The sequence below is a fragment of the Actinoplanes sp. NPDC051861 genome (assembly GCF_040681145.1).
In the GTDB taxonomy this organism is placed as follows: domain Bacteria; phylum Actinomycetota; class Actinomycetes; order Mycobacteriales; family Micromonosporaceae; genus Actinoplanes.
Genome location: NZ_JBFAYE010000002.1, coordinates 661,617 through 682,357 on the forward strand (window position 1 = coordinate 661,617; position 20,741 = coordinate 682,357).

Sequence of the window (20,741 nt, forward strand, 5' to 3'; positions counted from 1 at the left end):
GTCGCACATCGCGGAAGTTCAGGCGGTGCCGAGCGCTTCCATCGGTGTGCGGCTATCGGTAGGCTCTCTTACGAAACGATGTCGAACTCGCCGTCCTTGGCGGAGTCCACGAAGGCGGTCCACTCCGCCTGCGTGAACATGAGAGCCGGTCCCGTCCGGTCCTTGCTGTCACGGACGGCGATTCCCTTGCCGTCGAGGAACGCGACCTCGACGCAGTTGGAACCTCCGCTGCCGTTACTGCGACTGGCTTTCCTCCAGACGGCACCGTCGAGTTGGTGCGCGAGCATACTCGAGCACCTCCCTTCGATATAGGATTCTTCGGGAGTGCTACGCGACGAGCAGACTCTCGATCATCTTTATGGTATCCCGATGATCGAGCGCCTTGGCGCTCATTCGCTCGAACTCCTTCCGGTACCGGGCAACCTCGCTTGGTTGCTCTTCGTAATAGTCTCCCGCAACCCCTTCGAGGTAGACAACATCCAAATGGGTGGTCTCCCGGAATTCCAAAAGGGCCGCTGACCCGCCAAGGAACAGATGTTCTCCCCCGGTGAAGGGCATGATCTGGAGCATTACATTCGGTAATTTAGCTACTTCGATCAGGTGTTCGAGTTGCTCCTTCATGACGCCCTCGCCGCCGATCATCCGGCGGACCACGGACTCGTCCATGAGGGCGGACAGCTCGAGCGGCCGGTCGCCGGCGAGCCGGCTCTGCCGGGTCAGGCGCAGCGCGACGCGGCGGTCGATGTGGTGCTCGGGGTCGGTGGGGCGACCGGTCTTGATCAGTGCCCGCATGTACGCCTCGGTCTGCAGCAGACCCGGCACGACGACCGGTTCCCAGGTCCGCATGGACGACGCCGCCGCCTCCAGCCCGACGAAGTTGCCGGGGCGCAGGATGTCGCGGTAGTCGGTCCACCAGGTGCGCTCGCGGGAGAGCCGGGCGAGCTCCACCAGCGCCTCGCGATAGCTCTGATCCCGCACGTTGTAGAGGGTGAGCAGGTCACGAACGTCGCGCGGTGTCACGGCGACCCGGGCGGTCTCGATCCTGGTGACCTTGGCGGCATGCCACTCGAAGTGCCGGGACACGTCCTGCTGGGTGAGGCCGGCGGCCTCCCTGCATCGTTTGAGCTCCGCACCCAGTCTGCGGCGTCGTAGCGTCGGACCCTCGATATCGGACACCTGGACTCCCTACGGTCCTGATGCAGTCGATATTACGACCGGCACCCCATGGTCCCGAAACACCTATTCATGATCGCCTTTTTTCATGATCGAAAATGGCGAGCTGTGCATCAAGGCCCGGACCAGAAGTCTAGTACTTCTTGTATTGACCTTGCTGTTGGGTACATGATGCTGCGGACATCGAGTTCTGTCTTGTTTCCTACAACATAGGAAAAATGATCATTGGAACTTGCGTCTAAGGGGCGTGGGCGGAGTGTTGGCTGACCAGTATTACCTGATCGCACACGAGGACCGCACCGGGCGGTCCCGGTTGCATCCTCGTGCAACCGGACTGGGTCTGGCCGCCGCATTACTGGCCGAATTGGTCTTGGAAGGCCGAATCGGTATCGACGACGGCGAGCTCTTCGTAATTGATCAGCGTCCGCCCAGGGACGCACTCGAACACGACATCCTCGACTTCCTCTGTGCGCAGCCACAGCACCGCGACGTGCACACCTGGCTCGCATTCCTGTCACAGGACGCCGCACTCCGGGTGGCCGAGCGACTGATGCGCGTCGGCGCCGTGGAAATGGTCACCAAGCGCCGCATGCTCGGCAGCACGCAGGTCCTCTACATGCCCAACTCGGCACGCCAGCGCAACGCTGCCGCCTGGGCGTCGACCCGCGTCGCCAACATGCTGGTCCGGGGCATGGAGCTGAACCTCACCGACCGGATGCTCGTCGGCCTGGTCGTCGCCACGGGGCTCACGCGCCACGTCATGTACGGCTTCGAGATGTACCCACACATCTACCACGCCCTGCCGAGCATGATCGCCTCGCTCCCCAACGACCTGCGCGAGCTGGTCGAGTGCACCGAGTCCTCGGTGGGCACCGCCCTCGCGGTCGGGCGGCGGTGAGTCCGGTCGGCCGCCATCAACGTCGCCGCGACAACGTCGACATGTGGGCTGAGCGCGTGCTCATGGAGCGCCGCCGGGCCGCAGAACCCGACCTGATCTCGCGCGCGCTAGCCAGCAACCGCCTCGGCGTCTCGCAGGTGGTCTTCTTCGGCGTCGCCGGTGCGGCGCCGCTGACCGTGGTCATCGGTGGCATCTCCACCGTGTACGCGGTGATCGGCCAGATCGCCGCCCCCATCGTCTACCTCGTGGTCGCCGCGATCCTGTCGATCTTCACGGTCGGCTTCGTGGCGATGAGCCGGCACATCGTCAACTCCGGCGCGTTCTACTCGTACATCAGCCATGGTTTCGGGCGTGAGCTCGGCGTGGCCGCCGCCTTCGTCGCCCTACCGGCGTACGCGATGATGCAGATCGGCCTCTTCGGACTGTTCGGAGTGGTCGCCTCCGGCGTGCTGGAGGCGTTCGGCATCGTCGCCACCTGGGAGATCTGTGCCCTGGTCGCCTGGGGCCTGGTCGCCGTGCTCGGCATGCTCTGGGTCGACCTCAGCGGCAAGGTGCTCGGCGTGCTGCTCGCCGCCGAGATCGCGGTCGTGCTGATCTACGACCTCGTGATGGTCGCCAACCCGGCCGGCGGCAGCGTCAGCTTCGCCACGCTCGATCCCGTCCAGCTGCTCACCCCCGAGGTGGCGGCCATGATGGTGCTGGCGATCGCCGGCTTCGTCGGGTTCGAGGCCACCGTGGTCCTCTCCGAGGAGGCGAAGGACCCCCGCCGGACCGTCGCGCGGGCCACCCATCTCTCGGTCATCCTGGCCGGCCTGCTGCTCGGTCTCTCGGCCTGGGCCATGTCCGTCAGCACCGGCCCGGACCGGATCGTGGCGGTGGCCGCGGAACAGCAGACGGACCTCGTCTTCAGCCTGGTCAGCCCGCATGTGCCGGAGATCGCGATCAGCATCGGCTACCTGCTCTTCATGACCAGTATCTTCGCGGCCCTGCTGGCCTTCCACGCCGCGGTGTCGCGCTATCAGTTCGCCCTCGGCCGTGAGGGCGTGCTGCCCAGGATCTGGGGTTACACGCACCCGCGGACCGGCGCGCCGGTGACCGGCTCGATCGCGCAGAGCGTCCTGGCGCTCGCGGTGATCGTGTTCTACGCGTTCATCGACGCGGACCCGCTGGTGTACCTGTTCGCCTGGCTCACCACGATCGGTGGCCTGGGCGTGCTGATCCTGATGTGGAGTGCGTCCGCGGCGGTCGTCGCGTTCTTCCTCCGCAACCCCGGCCGGGAGAACGTGTGGCGTGCGATGGTCGCGCCGATCATCGCGTTCTTCCTGCTCAGTGTCGTCCTGGACGCCACGGTGATCGGTCTGGGCGACATCCTGCAGGTCCCGGAGGGCTCGGCGTTCCGATGGGTCTTCCCGGTCGGATACGTCGTCTGCGCCATCCTCGGCGTCCTCTGGGCCTTCATCATGAAGCGCACCCGGCCGCAGGCCTACGCGTCGATCGGGCGGGGTGGTGACGGCCGGGCGATTCTCGACATCGCGATGATCAACCGCCCGCACTCGCACGCCGCCGCTCCCGTCAACAACCCCATGCAGCAGTCGTCGATCAGGTAGGGACAGGTCAATGACGTACGCCGTTCAGGAGCTCGTTGTCCGGCACGTGTCACCGCTCGACACCGCCGAGATCACCGAGCTGGTGTCCGACGCGATGTGGGACGGGCCGGTCGCTCGCTGGCTCACCCCGGACCCGATGGAACGCCGCCGGAACGCGCCACGCTACTTCGAGATCTTCGTCGAGCACGCCGTCCAGTACGGGGAGGTGTACGGGACGGCGGACGACTCGGGACGGATGGACGGCGTCGCGCTCTGGTTCCCGCTGACGTCCATGATCCCGCCGCCGATGGACTACGAGCGGCGGGTCAAGGAGGCGACCGAGGGCGCGATCGATCGGGTCCAGCAGCTGGACGCCGCACTCGACGCCGAACACCCGCTGGAGCCCCACCACTACCTGGCATTCCTGGCGGTACGCCCGAGCAAGCAGAATCGCGGCCTGGGAAGCCAGCTTCTCGACCGTCATCACGCCAGGCTCGACCGCGCCGGGATCCCCGCCTACCTGGAGGCGAACGATCCGCGCAACCGCGACCTCTACCTTCGGCACGGATACCGGGTCCGGTCCGTGATCGACCTACCCGACGGGCCGCCGATCTGGTCGATGTGGAGGCCGCCTATGGTGTGACCCCTCCGCTGGGATCAGGCGGCTTCCGGGAACTCGTAGGACCAGAACTGCTCCTCGTCCATGCGTTCGGCTCGCATGACACCGCCGGCGAAGCGGCGGAGAATCCGCTCGGTGGCGCGACCCATGTTGCGCTTCATGTCGTTGTGGCGGCAGAAGTCGAGGGCGATCATGCCGTTCTGGCTCGAAGCGGTGTTGTACATCGCCTCCATGAGTTCCAGCAGCGCCCGTGAGGAGCGCGAATCGCGGTCGACCGCGACGAAGCCGGCGTACCAGATGCGGTGCTGACGGTAGAGCTCCGGCCAGCGGCGCTGGAAGTACTCCGGTGAGATCAGCGGCATCGCGGACAGGTCGTTGCTGAAGGTGGCGAGCCCCACGAGGACACCCTCATCGCTGTAACAGAGGTACTTCTCGATTCGCTGGTCCAGCATGACCTCGCCGAACTCCGACTGGTACATCAGGTGGCGCTGTACTGCGAGGGAACGCATCTCTCCGAGTGCTCGCTCGTAGAGTTCCCAGGCGGCCTTGTGCATCTCGTCGTCAGTGATGATGTCGATGACTTTGACAAGCATGGCTGCCCTCCCCGCGGGCACTCGGCAAAGTGGCCCGCATCCCGTACTCATCTGGATCGATGACAGTTGACCATCAGAGTACGAAGAGCAATAGCCTCACGACAATGCGTGAACGCCGATTGGATGTGCCAATTCCAGTTAGGAGGGACCTATCGGGGCCAAACGCGATGCAACTTGCAAAGTTGCAGCTCAGAAGCCGGGAGCGTACCTGTCGAAGCCATCGTCTGCAATTCGCGGTGAGGCGGCCTGAATCGGTTTTGGAAAGTGCAGTTCTCCGTGAGTCAGCCTTTCTGTGGAATACACCGAGTGTAGGCCTTCGTGCGATGAACATCGTGCGTTCACCTCGCCGGAATGGCGGCGCTGGCGACACCCTTCGACGACGCGACGGTACGCGTCACCCCGGTCAGACACACGGGCCACCTCGGCTAGGTTTGCATCCCCTGCTTGCCCGGGTGGCCCGTCACTGTGCCGTCCATCGATTGACATAGTTTGACCTCCAAACATAATCTGCCGAGATCAGTCCGCATGTCCTCGCTAGGAGCGTCATGTCGCGTCAACTCGGCAAGCGAGGTGCACGGGGCGCCGGCCTCGTCCTCGCCCTGATCACCGCAATCGGCATCACCACCGGCCCCGCACAGGCCGCACCAGCCGGGCGCACCCCGGCGCAGGTGGTCGCCGCCATGCAGCCCGGCTGGAACCTCGGCAACACGTTCGACTCGACCGGTGACGACGAGACGTCGTGGGGCAACCCGCGCGTCACCCCGGAGCTGCTCGAGGGCATCCGCGCCCAGGGCTTCCGGAGCATCCGCATCCCGGTGACCTGGGGACAGCACCAGGGCCCGGCGCCGGACTACGCCATCGACCCGGCATATCTGAACCGGGTCAGGGAGGTCGTCGACTGGGCGCTCGACGACGGTTTTTACGTCATGCTGAACATTCACCACGACTCGTGGCAGTGGATCAACAACATGGCGGCCGACCACGACACCGTGCTGGCCCGCTACAACGCCATCTGGACGCAGGTCGCGGCGGAGTTCCGGAACACGTCACCGCGGCTGGTCCTGGAGAGCCTCAACGAGCCGCAGTTCAACGGCGGCGACCCGGCGGCGCTGCTGGCCGAGTTGAACACGTCCTTCCACCGGATCGTGCGCGGCTCCGGCGGCGGCAACACCACCCGGCCGCTCGTTCTGCCGACCCTGCACACCTCCGCCGACCAGGTTCACCTCGACAACCTCACCGCGACGTTCACCGCGCTGAACGACCCGAACCTGATCGCGACCGTGCACTACTACGGCTACTGGCCGTTCAGCGTCAACGTCGCCGGCGGCTACCGCTTCGACGCGACCGCGCAACAGGACCTGCTCGACATGTTCACCCGCGTGCACACGTCGTTCGTCGCCAAGGGCATCCCGACGGTCATCGGCGAGTACGGCCTGCTCGGCTTCGACCGGCACACCGGCACCATCGAGCAGGGCGAGAAGCTCAAGTTCTTCGAGCTGTTCGGTGCGCAGGCGCGAGCCCGCGGCGTGGCCACGATGCTGTGGGACAACGGCCAGCACTTCGACCGCACCGCCCTGCTCTGGCGCGACACCGAGCTCTTCGGCCAGATCAGCTCCAGCTGGCGGACCCGCTCCGGCACCGCGGCCAGCGATCTGCTCTTCGTGCGCCGCTCGGCACCGGTCACCGCGCGGACCATCACGCTCAACCTCAACGGCACCGGTTTCACCCACGTCCGCCTCGGCAACACCACCCTGCGGCGGGGCCCCGACTACACCGTCTCCGGCGATCAGCTCACCCTCACTGCCGGGTTGCTCAAGCGACTGACAAACCTTCATGGGTACGGGGTAAAGGCCGCGCTGTCACTCCGCTTCTCCCGCGGCGTGCCCTGGCGCCTCGACGTCGTCACGTTCGACACCCCGGTCCTGGCCGCCGCCACCGGCACCACCGACGCCTACGCGATCCCCGCCACCTTCAACGGCGACCGGCTCGCCACCATGACCGCCACGTACGCCGACGGCTCCAACGCCGGCCCGCACAGCTGGACCCCGTTCAAGGAGTTCGACCGCGCGTTCACCCCGGACTATCCCGCCGGCGCCATCAAGCTGACCCCCGACTTCTTCGCCGAGGTCACCGACGGCGCTCCCGTCACCCTGAAGTTCTACTTCTGGAGCGGCGACACCCTGACCTACCACGTGACCCGCTCCGGCACCACGGTGACCGGCACCCCCTGACGCCCTCTCCGAGATCTTGGGCATCCGCGGGGTGCCCAAGATCACGGGTCAGGGCGTGGTGGAGGCGGCGAGGCGCAGGCCCAGGGCGATCATCACGGTGCCGGTGAGGGCGTCGAGGGAGCGGCGGACGGCTGGGCGGGAGAGGAAGCCGCGGAGGGCGGCCACGAGGTTGGCGACCGTGCTGAACCAGGCGATCGTGATGACGACCGCGGTCAGGGAGAGCAGCAGGACGTCGGCCGTTGCTCCGCCGGTGTGGACGAACTGGGGGAGCACCGCCACGAAGAAGACGCCGGCCTTGGGGTTGAGCACGTTGCACAGCAGGCCGTCGCGGAAGGACGTCCAGACGCGCGCTTGTTCCCGCGGCCGATCCGGATCGTCGAGTGCGGTCCCCGCGCGGCGGGCGGCCAGCAGCGCGGTGATGCCGAGCCAGAGCAGGTAGGCCGCGCCCGCCATCTTGACCACGGTGAAGGCGATCGCCGACGCGGCCAGCAGTGCCGCCACACCCATGGCGGCACTCACCGACCAGACGAAGACCCCCACGGCCACACCGAGGCCCGCGGCCATCCCGTGCAGCCGTCCCGCCACCACCGACCGTCGCACCACCACCGCGAAGTCCGGCCCCGGTGACGCCGCCGCCAGGGCGATCACCCCCGCGAACGCCACGACCTGCCCAACCGAGGTCATCCCCGCCTCCCTCTGTCCGCCGCCAACTCTGGCACGACGGAATCAGGGAGTGAAGGAGATTGTCGTGGCGGTGAGACCGGGGTCCTCGAACAGGACGTAAAGCGAACGGACCCCGGAGACAGCGACCTGAGCAACCAGGTCCGCCGGGTGGGGTGGGGCGGGGAGGGTGGCCAGGACCGGGCCGGTGAAGGGGTCGTCCAGCTTGAGGGTCAGGGTGCCGGGCCCGGACGCCTGAGCCCGGACCCAGGTCAGGCCGGTGCCGAAGTCGACGTCGTCGAAGACGGCCCAGGCACCCGGTGCCAGGCTGCGCAGGGCGTCGTCCGGGGCGGGAACGGTCTCGGCGTAACCGTCGTTGTCGATCAGGCGCAGGCCGGCGCCCGGGGAGCGGGCGGGGATCCGCTCGCCGCGGACCCGCAGCGTCGCGGTGGCGGCCCAGTCGGTGCTGGAGCGGCCGACCGCGATCGTGTGCACCGCGTCCTCGACCACCCAGCGGGAGCGGGTGACGTCCCAGAAGGCCAGATCGTCGACGGCGATCTCGAAGCGAACCGTGGCACGTTCGCCGGGTGCGAGACGGACGCGCTGGAACCCACGCAGCCGGCGCACCGGCTGTTTCACGCGCGACCGCTGCTGCCGGGTGTAGAGCTGAACCACCTCGACACCGGGCCGCTCGCCCTCGTTGACCACGTCGACGGAGACGGTCACGGTGTCGCCGAGGTCCGCGACGGGTGCGCTCACGGACATGGCGGAGTGGCCGAAGCGGGTGTAGCCGAGACCGTGGCCGAACGGGAAGAGCGGGGTGCCTCGGTAGTAGAGGTAGGTGGCGTCGGCCGTGATGATGTCGTAGTCGAGCAGGTCGGGCAGGTGGGTGGCGTCGGTGTACCAGGTCTGGGTGAGACGGCCGGTGGGCTCGCTGCCGAAGAGGATGTCGGAGAGGGCGGCACCGTGTTCCTGGCCGCCGTGCGAGGACCAGAGCAGGGCCGGGAGGTGGTCCTTCGCCCAGCCGACGGCATACGGGTAACTGCTGGTCAGCGCGAGCACCGTGCGCGGGTTGGCGGCGGCGACGGCGCGCATCAGGTCGTCCTGGGTGCCGGGCAGATCGAGGTCGCGCCGGTCCTCGGTCTCGCGGCCGGCCACCAGCGGGTGGTTGCCCAGAGCGAGTATCACCACGTCCGCGGCCGCGGCGACCTCAGCGGCGGCGGCGACCCCGTCGATCAGGGCGTCCACAGTGAACACGGTCGCGTCGTCGGCGGTGGCGGCCGAGGTGCGCACCAGCCCGTCGGCGTCCACGGCCAGGTAGTGGCCGCTCTGCACGTGACGCAGCAGGACGCCGGCGGGCGCGGTCTCGAACCGGAACGTCTCGCGGACCTCCCACCCGTTGGGACCGGGACGATCGGTGACCAGCCGGTGCGCCGACGGGCCCAGCCCCTCGGCTCCCACCGAACCGCCGGTGGCGACCGAACGCAGCGAGAACGTCTCCTGCCCCCAGTCCAGCAGGTCGAAAAGGGCGTCGTCGGAAACGGTGTCGTTTGCCCGTACCGTCAAAAAAGGACCCGCGAAGAGCAAGCCGGACGCGCAGCGTAAGGCGACGCGATCCACGCCCTCGTGATGCAGCACCGAGCCGGCGCCGATGCGGTCGGCCAGAGCCGCGCGAAGCGTCGTGCGATACGGAGCCTCGCCGCTGTACCAGTCGTCCAGAACCGCGTCCGCGAGCGGGCCGATCACCGCGATCGTGCCCGGCACCGGATCGAGGGGCAGGATGCCGTCGTTGCTCAGCAGCACCACCGACGCGCGCGCCGCCTCACGGGCCAGCACCCGGTGCTCCGCGCAGTCGATCACCTCCGGCCCGATGTCGCGGTACGGGTCCTTCTCCGGCGGGTTGAACTCGCCGAGCCGGACCCGCACCGACAGGATGTGCCGCACCGCGGCGTCCACGTCGGACTCGGTGAGCAGGCCGGTCGCGACCGCTTCGGTGAGGCGTTCGATCGTGGCGTCGTGGTCCTCGGTGAGGCAGTCGACGCCGGCCCGGACGGCGGCCGCGAAACCGGCCACATGATCGTCGTGCCAGTGCTGGTCACCGGCGAGATTGTGCACCGCCCAGGCGTCGCCGACGACCATCACGTCGTCCTCGGTCCAGGTGCGCAGCGTCTCGTTGATCAGCGGGCTGAGGTGCGCCGGGGTGCCGTTGATCAGGTTGTAGGACGCCATCACGGCGACCGCGGCGCCCTCGGCGAGAGCCGGGCGGAAGGCGGGCAACTCGTACTCGTGCAGGACCCTCGGCGGCATGTTGCTGGAGGTCAGGCAGCGGTCGGTCTCGTTGTTGTACGCCAGGAAGTGCTTGAGCGTCGGCGCGGTCCGCAGCCAGAGCGGATGGTCGCCACGCAGCCCGCCCGCGTACGCGGTGCTCAGCACCCCGGTCAGCCACGGGTCCTCGGCGTAGCCCTCCTCGTTGCGGCCCCACCGTGGGTCGCGGAGCAGGTTGACCACCGGCGCCCACACGTTGAGCCCGACGTTGTCCGGATCGCGGTGGTGCATCGCGCGCACCTCGGTGCCGACCGCCGTGCCGACGCGGCGCAGCAGGTCCGGGTCCCAGCTGCTGGCCAGCCCTACCGCCTGGGGGAAAGCGGTTGCTGTGCCGAGCCAGGCGACCCCGTGCAGAGCTTCGGTTCCGGTGCGGAAACCGGCCACGCCGAGTCGTTGCACGGGTGCCTGGTGCTGGTGGAGCAGGCCGATCTTCTCCGCGAGGCTGAGCCGGCCCAGGAGGTCGGAGACCCGCGTTGCGAGCTTCTGCTGTGGATCACGAAAGGGGGATTCGTTCACAACGTGGTCCTTCGGGGCCGAGCCCGGTCGTCGAAGGGCCACGTCGAAGCGCTTCGACAACCGAGCGAGTAAAGCCTCCGCGAGTGATTTCGCAGATGTTTCTTCTCGGAGTTCCCTGAGGCTCGCACCCTGTTACGTCTGGGTCAAGGCACGATAGCCATGAATCCATCAATCTCTGGGATGCGCGGGAAGTTCGCCGGTGTCGATGCGATCAAGGTGGGCGACCGCGCCGCCGAGGGCCGCCGCGTGCAGGCCGAGGGCGGACGCGACCAGGCGGGCGCTGCTCTCGGTGTGCCGGGCCATCTCCGCCTCGGCCGCCGGGACGAGCCACGTGGCGAGTGCCGCGTAGTGGTCGCCCAGTGCGATGACCTCGGGATTGACCAGGTTCGCCACCAGGGCGAGACCCTGGCCGAGATAGCGACCGGTGTCGTCGAGCGCCGCGAGAGTCCCGGTGTCACCGGCCCTGGCCTGGGCGGTCACCTGCTCGACGGCGGGCGAGAGATCGGCGAGCGACTCCGGGTCCGCGCCCTGCAGGACGCGGCGGACCAGTTGGCCCACGCCGGCCAGATCCTCCAGGGTGGGCGCTCCCGCCGGGCCGAGGGAGAAGCGGCCGATCCGGCCGGCGTCGGGCAGCAGCCGCCCGTCCACCACGAGGCCGGCCTCGATGCCGGCGGCCGCGGTGACGTACGCGAGGTTGGTGCCGTCGGGGTATCCGCCGTGGCGCAACTCGGCGACCGCGGCGAGTCCGGTGTGGTTCGCCACGGCGACGCTGAGGTCGGGCTGGCGCAGCGATCCGGAGAGCACGCCGCCCAGGTCGGCGCCGAACCGGTCGAACCCGGGGACGGCGACGGTCAGGCCGAGGACGTGGCGGCCCTGCTGGCGCACCCGGGAGGCGGCGCGCTGGGCGAGGGCGGTGATCGCGCTGACCCGGCCCTTCTCGAAGACCCGGTGCCAGAGCAGCAGCTGCTCGCCGGCGTAGTCCACGGCGAGCGCGGTCAGGCGGTCGGCGGTGACCTGCAGGCCGATCGCCGCGTACGCCGAACCGTCGAGTGCCAGCGCGGTCGACGGCCGTCCGATCCGGTTGCCGGTGAGCCCGGTCTCGCGCAGCAGCCGCTGGTCGATGAGATCGCTGGTGAGGCTGGAGACGGTCGCCTTGTTGAGGCCGGTCGACGCGGCGATGGCGGCGCGGGAACTCGGGCCGTTGACACGCAGATGACGCAGGACCACGGCGAGGTTCGTGGCCCGCACGTCGGTGAAGTCGGCCCGTTGGGTCTTCACATCAAGCTCCGCTCTCGGCCCGGCCGCTCACTGTCCGCATCGTCATCTTGCCGCATCAGCTCCGATGGGTGCGCTCCCAAATGGTTCTTGTCCAGGGTTCGCCACGTCGGTTAGCTTGTCCTCGATGTACTTAGTTTAGACGCTAGCCAAACTATTCCCATAACGGAAGGGTGGTGCGCCGTGCGGAACCCGCTCGAGGGCGCGTCAACGAACAGACGGAACTTCCTGGGGCTGGTCGGCCTCGGCGCGGCCTCGGTGGCCGGCGGCGGGCTGCTCTCCGGTTGCAGCAAGGACCCGGGTACGAGCGGCTCGGCGACCACCGCCGAGCAGGCGGCCGGCGTGGTGCCGACGTTCAAGGACTCGACCCTGGTCCAGCCGGACGTCAAGGGTGTGCGGCCGATGGCCGACGGCTACGTGAAGTACCCGACGACGCTCGTCGACGGGGTCACCGACAAGGCGGTGACCAGCGGCAAGCCGGTCACCGCGACCACGCCGTGGTGGGGCCCCGCGCCGCCGACCTCCAACAAGCTGGTCGAGGCGGTCAACGCGGACATGGGTGCGGTGATCAACTTCAGCATCCAGGACGGTGTGACGTACGGCGACAAGCTCAACACCATGCTGGGCGCCCGTGACGTACCGGAGCTGACCTGCATCCCGGGCTGGGAGATCAACAAGCTGGCCCGGTTCTCCGAGGGCGTGCACGTGCTGTTCGAGGACCTCACACCACACCTGTCCGGTGACAAGGTCAACGCGTACCCGCTGCTCGCCGGCCTGGACACCAAGGCGTGGAACGACTCGGTGTGGGGCGGCAAGCTGATGGGCGTGCCGTTCCCGACCGACTCGCCGTACCCGACCGTCCTCTTTTACCGCAAGGACGTCACCGACCAGCGCGGCATCGCGGCACCGACCACGCTGGACGAGGTCTACGACTTCGGCAAGAAGATGACCAACCCGGACAAGGGCGAGTGGGCGTTCGGCGACATCTTCCAGGAGGTTCTGCAGATCTGCGGCAACACCGGGTCGCAGAACGGCTGGGCCAAGGCCGCCGACGGCAAGGTCTACCACCGCTACGAGACCCCGGAGTACGCGCGGGCCGTCGAGTTCATGACCCGGCTCTACGCGGAGAAGCTGATCCACCCCGACCTGGCCAGCACCAAGGGCGGCGACGTGAAGACGCTCTTCAAGGGCGGCAAGATCTTCATGTTCGCCGACGGCGGCGGTGCCTGGAAGGAGGTCTGGCGGCCGGCCGTGCAGATCACGCCCACCTTCAACATGCAGGCCGTCAAGGTCTTCGGCGCCGACAAGGGCAAGCCGCCGGTCCGCTGGCAGGGCACCCCGTCGATCATGTGGACGTTCATCAAGAAGGACCTCGGTCAGGAGCGCGTCCAGGAGCTCCTGCGGGTCCTCAACTACACCGCGGCGCCGTTCGGCACCAAGGAGTGGGAACTGCAGAACTACGGCGTCGAGGGCACCCACTTCAAGCGGGACGCCAGCGGCGCGCCGGTCACCAACGACCTGTACGTCAAGGAGTTCGCCAACCAGTTCATCTTCCTCGGCGGCCGTCCCCCGGTCGTGGTCGGCGGCCCGGACATCCCCTCGTACGCCAAGGACTTCGTGACCTGGGGCAACGACGCCGCGCAGTACCTCGAGAAGAACCCGTGGGAGGGCATCAAGGTGGAGGTCCCCTCCGAGCAGGCGGCCATCCAGCAGCCCACCGACGACAAGATCACGGACATCCAGCGTGGTCGTCGCCCGCTCTCCGACCTGCCGAAGGTGGTCGACGAGTGGAGGGCCGGCGGCGGCGACGCGGCCCGCGACTTCTACGCCAAGGTCCTGGCTGACAACGGCCGCTGATGAGCGCGCCACCGATCGAGGAGACCGGGGCCGGCACCAAGCCGGCCCCGCGCTCCACCGCGCCGCTGGGCCCCGGTAAGCAGCTGTCGTTCGGCGCGCGCCTGCGCCGGGACTGGCCGCTGCTGCTGATGTGCGTCCCGGCCATGCTGTTGCTGCTGGTGTTCCACTACATCCCGGCGCTCGGCAACATCATCGCCTTCCAGGACTACAACCCGTTCGCCGGCGACGACCCGCTCGAGGCGTTCCTGTACAGCGAGTGGATCGGGTTCGGCAACTTCGAGTACCTGTTCAAGAACCCGGCCTTCTGGGACTCGGTGGTGAACACGCTCTCGATCACCGCGTTCCAGCTGCTGTTCTACTTCCCGATCCCGATCGCGCTGGCCATCCTGCTCAACAGCATCATGTCGCCGCGGGTCCGGTCGGTCGTGCAGAGCGTCGTCTACCTGCCGCACTTCTTCAGCTGGGTGCTGGTGGTCTCGCTGTTCCAGATGATGCTCGGCGGCGCCGGGCTGATCGCGCAGACCGCGCGCCAGGCGGGATTCACCGCGCCGGACATCATGACCAACCCGGACACGTTCATCTTCCTGATCACCTCGCAGGCGGTCTGGAAGGACGCCGGCTGGGGCATGATCGTCTTCCTGGCGGCGCTGGCGGCCATCGACACCTCGCTCTACGAGGCGGCGGCCGCGGACGGGGCCAACCGGTGGCGGCGGCTGTGGCACATCACGCTGCCCGGCCTGCGCCCGGTCATCGTCCTGCTGCTGATCCTGCGTCTCGGCGACGCGCTCAACGTCGGCTTCGAGCAGTTCGTCCTGCAGCGCGAGGCGGTCGGGCGGGAAGCGGCCGAGGTGCTCGACACGTACGTCTACTACCAGGGCATCGCGGTCCAGCAATGGGGCGTCGGTGCGGCCGCCGGCCTGTTCAAGGCGGTGGTCGGGCTCCTGCTCATCGTGGGCGCCAACAAGATCGCGCACCGGTTCGGCGAGCAAGGGATCTATTCAAAATCATGAGCGTACGTGGGAACACTCTCCGGCCGGTGTGGGAGGAGAAGCCCTCACTGGCCGGGCAGCTGGGCAAGGGCACGGTACTCACCCTCGTGGTGGCGGCCGTCCTCGTGCCGCTCTGGGTCGTGCTGATCACCAGCCTCTCCTCCGAGAAGACGATCAACGAGGCGGGCGGGTACGTCTTCCTCCCGCGCGAGTTCGATCCCGCCGCGTACGTCGTGATCTTCCGAGGTGGGCAGATCACCGACGCGATCCTGGTCAGCACGTTCGTCGCGTTCGTCGGCACCGCGCTGAGCCTGGTGGTCACCGTGCTGGCCGCGTACGGCCTGTCGCGCCCCGGCACCCTGGCCCATCGCCCGATCCTGTTCTACTTCCTGCTGACGTTCCTGATCTACCCTGGCATGATCCCCAGCTACCTGGTGGTCACCGGGCTCGGTCTCAAGGACAACCTGCTGGCCCTGATCCTGCCGACCGCGATCAGCGCCTTCAATCTGGTCGTGCTGCGGGCGTTCTTCATGAGCATCCCGAACGAGCTGATCGACAGCGCCCGCATCGACGGCGCCGGTGAGTTCCGGATCCTGACGCGGATCGTGCTGCCGCTGTCCAAAGCGGTCACCGCGGTGGTGGGCCTGTTCTACGCCGTCGGGTACTGGAACGCCTTCTTCAACGCGGTCCTCTACATCGACCGCAACGACCTGCAGCCGGTCCAGCGGGTGCTGCAGCAGTTCATCCTGGCCGGGCAGTCGCCGGCGTCGTCGGGGGCCGCCGTCTACATCCCCGGCCTCGGCAACTCGACCCCGCCCAGTTTGGCGATCAAAATGGCCGTCGTCGTGGTGACGATCGTGCCGGCGCTGATCATCTATCCGTTCGTGCAGCGGCACTTCACCAAGGGCGTGATCATCGGCGCCGTCAAGGGCTGATCCTCGCGGGCCGCCCGGCCACGAGGGCGACGGTGGTGCGGCCCCCGGGGTGGCCCACCTCGGCGGTGCGGTCGACCGGCGACGTCAGCGTGGCCTCGAAACCGGACGGCGACCAGGTGAGGTCGACGACGACCGGGCCCCGCGCGACCAGGCCGCGGACCGTGCCGCGGGGCCAGGCGGCGGGCAGCGCCGGCAGCAGGTCGAAGCGGGCCACCCCGTCCGCGGTGAGGTCACGGCTGCGCAGCAGCATCGCGACCATCAGCGCCGGGAAGCCGCCGGCCAGATCGACGTTGAACATGTGGTCGCGATTGTGGGTCGGCACCAGATTCGGGCGCCAATAGGCATCCATGATCCTTCTCAGCGCGGAATGGGCCTCCTCGGCCAGGCCCAGATGCGCCGCCGCCACGCCGACGAGCGCGAGGCCGTAACCCATCTCGTCCGACTCCGCGCTGAGCCACCACGTGAGCCGGGAACGGATCGCCTTCACCGCCGCCGCGTGCGGCGCGACCGGGTCGCCCCCGTAGAGGAACGGGAAGAAATGGCTGCAGTGCCGATGCGCGTGGTGGTCGGCGAACCGCGGGTCGAGCCATTCCGCGAGTTCACCTGACTCGGTGACCCGATAGGGCGGCAGAGCGTCGAGCAGATCGCGCCACCGGGGCGCGCGGGCATCGTCCGAATCCAGCAGCAGCAGCGACTCCAGCACGAAACGGACCGCCTGCACATCCAGCGTCGCGTCGGCGCAGGCCTGCGCGCCGAGCCCGCCCGGATCGTTCTCCGGCGAGTAGGACGGGCTGAATCGGGCCCGCCCGTCCACGATCTCGGCGAACGCGAGGTGGAACTCCGCCACCTCCCGCAGAAACGGCAGCGCGCGTGACGTCAGGAAAGCGCGGTCGCCCGTGTACTGCCAGTGGTCCACGTAGAGGCGGGCCAGCCAGGCGGCGCCGGCCGTCCAGAACGTGAGGCACCAGATCGGGCCGAAATGGTTCTGCCGGCCGTGCGTTCCCAGATGCGCGGGCGCCAGCAGGCCGGGCATTCCGTACAGGCGGCGGGCGTTCTCCCGGAAGTCGCTGAGCAGGGCGGACAGTAGGTCGAACAGCGGGACCATCAGTTCGGGAGTACCGGTGGAATGCACCGCGAGCAGTGCCGCCTGCAGATTTCCGTCGATCGTCCAGCCGCTGCGCCACGGCGGCGAATACGTCCCGCTCCATACCCCCTGAAGGGTCGGCGGGCGGTTTCCGCTGCTGCTGATGATCGCGTACCGGCCGGCGCCGAAGAGCGTCTGCTCCCGCAGCCCGCCCAGATCGAGCGAGACGCGGCGGAAAAGGTCGCGGTGCGCGGCGGCGTGCGGTTCGAGGAGTGCGGCGTAGTTGCCGGACGGCAAAGAGGCCAGGGCCTCCGCGGGGGAGCGCAAGCCGGGTGCGGTGCGAGCCACGATCAGAACACCTTCGGGGGTACGCCGAAAGCGCACCGCAACGGTGTATCCGTCGAGTGCTCCCTCCCAGTCGGCGTCGAAGCGGCCGGTGAGCACGAGCCCGTTCTCTTCGCGGTGTGTCTCGAAGTCGATCGGCCGTTCCGGAGTGCCTTCGATGGGTCCGATGTCGACGGTGGCGGCGCTGTCCGAGATCGCGATGATCAGCGCGTCGGCGGGGCGGGAGAAGAAGGCGTCACAGGTCACGGCACCCCATTTCTGGCTCACGACACCGGTGTCGAAATCGGTGCCGCGCTCGTGGTCTCCGCCGGTTCGGGACGGGGTCACCACCAGGGTCGCCGCTCCGATCAGGGGGTCGATCCAGCGCGTTTTCGCGTACCCCTCATGCTCTTGAGAAGCGACGTCGCAGACCGCCCGCGCCGCCTCGGAAAAGCGTGACGTGGCGATCAGATCGCGGATCCGCGGCAGTGCCGCGGCCGTGTCCGGAGCCGGAAGCGGCTCGGTGACCGGCTGGAAGAGATCCTCGTGAGCCAGGGTGAAACGCAGCGCGGAAGGAGCGCCCCAGCACAGCGCGCCCTGCCGGCCGTTGCCGGTGATGAGCGCGTGCTCCCAGTCATTGACATGGCTTTGCACGAGCTCATACTTTGTTTGCGAATCAAACTAAAGTCAAGGCGGTGCGATGCTCTTCTTCGGCGGCGACTACAACCCCGAGCAGTGGCCGGAGAGGGTGTGGGACGAGGACGTCGCGCTGATGCGGCAGGCCGGCGTCACGATCGCGACCGTCGGCGTCTTCGCCTGGTCCCATCTGGAACCTTCAGAGGGGCGTTTCGAGTTCGGCTGGCTGGACCGGGTGCTGGACAAACTGCACGAAGGCGGCATCAAGGTCGCGCTCGCCACCCCGACCGCCTCGCCGCCGCCCTGGTTCACCCTGGCGTACCCGTCGGCGATGCCGGTCAACGCCGACGGGGTGCGGCTCACCCACGGCAGCCGCGACACCTACTGCGTGTCCGCTCCTGCCTATCGCACCGCCGCCATGACCATCGCCTTGAAGATCGCCTCGCGATACGCGCACCACCCGGCGCTGGCCATGTGGCACGTGCACAACGAGTACGGCACGGACTGTCGCTGCGATCTGACCGCTGCGGCTTTCCGGACCTGGCTACAGAAGAAACACGGCGACCTCGACGCGCTGAACTCGGCGTGGACCACGGCGTTCTGGAGCCAGCGGTACTCGGACTGGGCGCAGATCATGCCGCCGCGCGCCACCCAGTACCTGCCGAATCCGGCGCAGGTGCTGGACTTCCGGCGGTTCCTGTCCGACGAGTTGCTCGCCGCGTACATCGAGCAGCGGGATCTGTTGCGCGGCCACAATCCTGATATTCCGGTTACCACCAATTTTGTCCAGGGTGGTTGGGTGAGCGTCGACCACGCGCGCTGGGCCTCCGAGGTGGACATCGTGGCCGTCGACCACTACCCGTCCTCGTCCGGGATCGGCGCGGAGGAGGAGACGGCCTTCGCGGGGGACCTGGCGCGCGGGTGGGGAGGCGGGTCGTGGCTGCTCATGGAGACGGCGCCGAACCTGATCTACACGCGCGACCGGATGCACGCGAAGGAGCCTGGGCGGCTCACCCGCCACAGCCTCGGCTATGTGGCACGCGGTTCGGCCGGGGCGATGTACTTCCAGTGGCGGCAGCCGCGCGGCGGCGCGGAGATGTTCCACTCGGCGCTGGTGCCGCACGCGGGGCCGGACAGTCCGGTGTTCCGGGAGGCGGTGGGGCTGGGGCGGACGTTGAAGAACCTCGCGCCCCGGCTCGCTTCCGCGCCGCCGCCGGATTCTCAGATCGCGATCACCTGGGATGCGGCGTCGTGGTGGGCGCTGCAGGGGGGCGGGTTGCCGGCTTCGGATCTGGACTATCTCGGGGCGGTGCGGCAGGTACACCGGGCGCTGTTCCGGTCGTCGTTGCAGGCCGACTTCGTCTTCCCGGGGGTGTCCGTCTCGTCGTTCGGTGACTATCGGGTTCTCGTGGTGCCGCATCTCTATCTGGTGTCGGACCCGGTTGCCGCGGCGGTCCGGGAGTTCGTGGCGGGTGGCGGGCATCTGGTCGTGGGGTACCTGAGCGGGATCGCGCTTCCCGACGGGCGGGTTCGGCTTGGCGGTTATCCGGGGGCGTTCCGTGAGGTTCTCGGTGTTCGGGTGGTGGAGTGGCAGCCGGTCGCGCCGGGGGAGTCGTTCGTCCTGGACGACGGGTCGCATGCGAGCCGGTGGCGGGAGCGGGTGGAGACGGCGGGGGCGTCGACGATCGCCCGGTATGCGGACGGTGTGCTGGCGGGGTCTCCGGCGGTTACCCGGCGGCGGTTCGGTGCGGGGGTGGCCTGGTATGTGTCCACCGGGTTGAGCGATGAGGGGTGGCAGCGGCTGCTGGGTGTGGTGGCGGCGGAGGCGGGGGTGGAGCCGGTGGTGGCCGGGTTGCCGGACTCGGTGGAGGCGGTGCGGCGGGGGGACCTGCTGTTCCTGTTCAATCACGGGGAGTCGGTGGTGACTGTGGGGTCGACGGCTGTTCCGGGGGGTGGGGTGCGGGTGGTTTCGGGGTTGTCCGCTTCCTCGTCCACTTCGTCGGCCTTCGGTTGCCCCGCACCCATCACCCCGCCTGGAACGCCCTCCGATAAGCCGACGGCGAAGTCCGCATCGCCCGGCTGAAGTGATGGCGATACGTAACAGCGGTCTCGAAACCCACCGCCACCGCCACCTCCTCGATAGGCACCCGCGTCGCCTCCAGCAGCGCCAAACTCGCGTGCACCCGCCGATCGATCAGCCACCGAATAGGCGTGGTCCCGGTTGCCTGCCCGAAATGCCGCAAATAAGTCCGCGTAGACATGTGCGCCCGCCGAGCCAGCACATCAACCGTGATGTCGGAGGTCAGGTTCCCCAGCGCCCACTCCATGCTCCGAGCCACCCGCGCGTCCGATGGGTCGTCCGCGACCGGCGCCTCCACGAACTGCGCCTGCCCACCGTCGCGATGCGGCTGCACGACGAGGCGCCGGGCCACCGCGTTGGCGATCGACGGCCCGTGGTCGAGGCGGATCACGTGCAGGCAGAGGTCGAGCCCCGCGGCGCTCCCCGCGCTGGTCAGCACACTCCCGTCCTCGATGTAGAGGACGTCCGCGTCAACGAGCACTGCCGGATAGCGGCGACGGAGAGCTTCCGCGTACCGCCAGTGGGTCGTGGCTCGGCGTCCGTCCAGCAGTCCCGCGCCGGCCAGCGCGAACGCACCGGAGCAGATCGACATGATGCGCGCACCCCGGTGGTGGGCCCGGCGGAGTGCGGCGACGAGCGCCGGTGAGGGGTCAAGTTCCACATCGGGTACGCCGGGGACGATCAGAGTGTCGGCGCTCTCGAAAGTGTCGAGTCCGTGTCGGGTGTGCAGGTCTGCGCCGCCGACGATCCGGATCGGGCCGGGTGTCTCGGCGCAGATGGTCAACTCGTACCACGCCATGGGGAACTCGGGGCGGGGCAGCCCGAAGACCTCGGTCACGATGCCCGTCTCGAAGACCGACATCCCGTCGAACGCCAGCACCGCGACGGTGGGGCCGCGACGGCTCACCTGCAACATGGCGAAATCTTAGCGGTCATCGTCGTCAGCGCCACTGGGACAGC

Annotated in this window: 16 protein-coding genes; 8 read left to right on the top strand and 8 right to left on the bottom strand. The window is 68.3% G+C overall.

Features of this window, described 5'->3' with window-relative positions:
* Positions 1-68 precede the first annotated feature (68 nt).
* Positions 69-287, bottom strand: a complete 219-nt coding sequence (locus AB0M02_RS09785; protein ID WP_364224056.1) for a DUF397 domain-containing protein — start codon at positions 285-287, stop codon at positions 69-71.
* Positions 288-327: 40 nt separating this feature from the next.
* The gene (locus AB0M02_RS09790; protein WP_364224058.1) at positions 328-1,176 is read right to left on the bottom strand and encodes a helix-turn-helix transcriptional regulator; all 849 of its coding nucleotides are present in this window, start codon (positions 1,174-1,176) and stop codon (positions 328-330) included.
* Positions 1,177-1,429: 253 nt separating this feature from the next.
* Here AB0M02_RS09790 and AB0M02_RS09795 point away from each other — a divergent pair, with 253 nt between their 5' ends.
* The 3 genes from AB0M02_RS09795 to AB0M02_RS09805 are packed head-to-tail and all read left to right on the top strand — an operon-like array spanning position 1,430 to position 4,300.
* Complete coding sequence (locus tag AB0M02_RS09795) at positions 1,430-2,071, top strand: GPP34 family phosphoprotein (RefSeq protein ID WP_364224060.1); 642 nt, start codon at positions 1,430-1,432, stop codon at positions 2,069-2,071.
* A 41-nt stretch (positions 2,072-2,112) separates the two neighbouring features.
* On the top strand, positions 2,113-3,678 hold the full coding sequence (locus tag AB0M02_RS09800) for an APC family permease (RefSeq protein WP_364224062.1): 1,566 nt from the start codon (positions 2,113-2,115) through the stop codon (positions 3,676-3,678).
* A gap of 10 nt (positions 3,679-3,688) precedes the next feature.
* A complete protein-coding gene (locus AB0M02_RS09805) occupies positions 3,689-4,300 on the top strand; it encodes a GNAT family N-acetyltransferase (protein ID WP_364224064.1) in 612 nt (203 codons plus the stop codon).
* A gap of 14 nt (positions 4,301-4,314) precedes the next feature.
* Here AB0M02_RS09805 and AB0M02_RS09810 read toward each other — a convergent pair whose 3' ends face one another.
* Positions 4,315-4,869 (bottom strand): hypothetical protein, encoded by a 555-nt coding sequence (locus AB0M02_RS09810; RefSeq protein WP_364224066.1) that lies wholly within the window; start codon positions 4,867-4,869, stop codon positions 4,315-4,317.
* Between the two features lie 545 nt (positions 4,870-5,414).
* On the opposite strand from AB0M02_RS09810, the gene AB0M02_RS09815 reads away from it, so the two are divergent.
* Positions 5,415-7,100, top strand: coding sequence for a cellulase family glycosylhydrolase (locus AB0M02_RS09815; protein WP_364224068.1), 1,686 nt, complete (start codon positions 5,415-5,417; stop codon positions 7,098-7,100).
* 48 nt (positions 7,101-7,148) lie between these two features.
* Here the strand turns inward: AB0M02_RS09815 and AB0M02_RS09820 are convergent, their stop codons facing one another.
* The 3 genes from AB0M02_RS09820 to AB0M02_RS09830 form a co-directional block, all read right to left on the bottom strand.
* A complete protein-coding gene (locus AB0M02_RS09820; protein WP_364224070.1) occupies positions 7,149-7,784 on the bottom strand; it encodes a LysE family translocator in 636 nt (211 codons plus the stop codon).
* A 42-nt stretch (positions 7,785-7,826) separates the two neighbouring features.
* Positions 7,827-10,601 (bottom strand): glycoside hydrolase family 3 C-terminal domain-containing protein, encoded by a 2,775-nt coding sequence (locus tag AB0M02_RS09825; RefSeq protein WP_364224072.1) that lies wholly within the window; start codon positions 10,599-10,601, stop codon positions 7,827-7,829.
* A 168-nt stretch (positions 10,602-10,769) separates the two neighbouring features.
* Complete coding sequence (locus tag AB0M02_RS09830; RefSeq protein ID WP_364224074.1) at positions 10,770-11,879, bottom strand: ROK family protein; 1,110 nt, start codon at positions 11,877-11,879, stop codon at positions 10,770-10,772.
* Between the two features lie 180 nt (positions 11,880-12,059).
* Here AB0M02_RS09830 and AB0M02_RS09835 point away from each other — a divergent pair, with 180 nt between their 5' ends.
* From AB0M02_RS09835 to AB0M02_RS09845, 3 genes are read left to right on the top strand one after another with little or no spacing between them, the layout of a single operon-like run.
* A complete protein-coding gene (locus tag AB0M02_RS09835) occupies positions 12,060-13,733 on the top strand; it encodes an extracellular solute-binding protein (RefSeq protein ID WP_364224076.1) in 1,674 nt (557 codons plus the stop codon).
* Positions 13,733-14,743, top strand: a complete 1,011-nt coding sequence (locus AB0M02_RS09840) for an ABC transporter permease subunit (RefSeq protein ID WP_364224078.1) — start codon at positions 13,733-13,735, stop codon at positions 14,741-14,743. The genes AB0M02_RS09835 and AB0M02_RS09840 overlap by 1 nt, the downstream gene beginning before the upstream one ends.
* A complete protein-coding gene (locus AB0M02_RS09845) occupies positions 14,740-15,657 on the top strand; it encodes a carbohydrate ABC transporter permease (RefSeq protein WP_364224080.1) in 918 nt (305 codons plus the stop codon). Before AB0M02_RS09840 ends, AB0M02_RS09845 begins: the two co-directional genes overlap by 4 nt.
* Here the strand turns inward: AB0M02_RS09845 and AB0M02_RS09850 are convergent.
* On the bottom strand, positions 15,647-17,719 hold the full coding sequence (locus AB0M02_RS09850) for a glycoside hydrolase N-terminal domain-containing protein (RefSeq protein ID WP_364224082.1): 2,073 nt from the start codon (positions 17,717-17,719) through the stop codon (positions 15,647-15,649). The genes AB0M02_RS09845 and AB0M02_RS09850 overlap by 11 nt on opposite strands.
* Positions 17,720-17,765: 46 nt before the next feature.
* Between AB0M02_RS09850 and AB0M02_RS09855 the strand changes: the two genes are divergently transcribed.
* Entirely contained in the window at positions 17,766-19,784 is a 2,019-nt protein-coding gene (locus AB0M02_RS09855) for a beta-galactosidase (protein ID WP_364224084.1), read from the top strand.
* On the opposite strand, the gene ftrA is transcribed toward AB0M02_RS09855, so the two are convergent.
* Positions 19,726-20,697, bottom strand: a complete 972-nt coding sequence (gene ftrA / locus AB0M02_RS09860; RefSeq protein ID WP_364224086.1) for a transcriptional regulator FtrA — start codon at positions 20,695-20,697, stop codon at positions 19,726-19,728. The two genes, AB0M02_RS09855 and ftrA, sit on opposite strands and share 59 nt — an antisense overlap.
* Positions 20,698-20,741: the final 44 nt, after the last annotated feature.

What these genes read in the sequence shown, in the direction of transcription:
- AB0M02_RS09785 (WP_364224056.1), bottom strand. Translation starts at nt 287, where the DNA reads ATGCTCGCGCACCAACTCGACGGTGCCGTCTGGAGGAAAGCCAGTCGC.
- AB0M02_RS09800 (WP_364224062.1), top strand. Translation starts at nt 2,113, where the DNA reads ATGTGGGCTGAGCGCGTGCTCATGGAGCGCCGCCGGGCCGCAGAACCC.
- AB0M02_RS09805 (WP_364224064.1), top strand. Translation starts at nt 3,689, where the DNA reads ATGACGTACGCCGTTCAGGAGCTCGTTGTCCGGCACGTGTCACCGCTC.
- AB0M02_RS09810 (WP_364224066.1), bottom strand. Translation starts at nt 4,869, where the DNA reads ATGCTTGTCAAAGTCATCGACATCATCACTGACGACGAGATGCACAAG.
- AB0M02_RS09815 (WP_364224068.1), top strand. Translation starts at nt 5,415, where the DNA reads ATGTCGCGTCAACTCGGCAAGCGAGGTGCACGGGGCGCCGGCCTCGTC.
- AB0M02_RS09820 (WP_364224070.1), bottom strand. Translation starts at nt 7,784, where the DNA reads ATGACCTCGGTTGGGCAGGTCGTGGCGTTCGCGGGGGTGATCGCCCTG.
- AB0M02_RS09840 (WP_364224078.1), top strand. Translation starts at nt 13,733, where the DNA reads ATGAGCGCGCCACCGATCGAGGAGACCGGGGCCGGCACCAAGCCGGCC.
- AB0M02_RS09845 (WP_364224080.1), top strand. Translation starts at nt 14,740, where the DNA reads ATGAGCGTACGTGGGAACACTCTCCGGCCGGTGTGGGAGGAGAAGCCC.
- AB0M02_RS09855 (WP_364224084.1), top strand. Translation starts at nt 17,766, where the DNA reads ATGCTCTTCTTCGGCGGCGACTACAACCCCGAGCAGTGGCCGGAGAGG.
- ftrA (WP_364224086.1), bottom strand. Translation starts at nt 20,697, where the DNA reads ATGTTGCAGGTGAGCCGTCGCGGCCCCACCGTCGCGGTGCTGGCGTTC.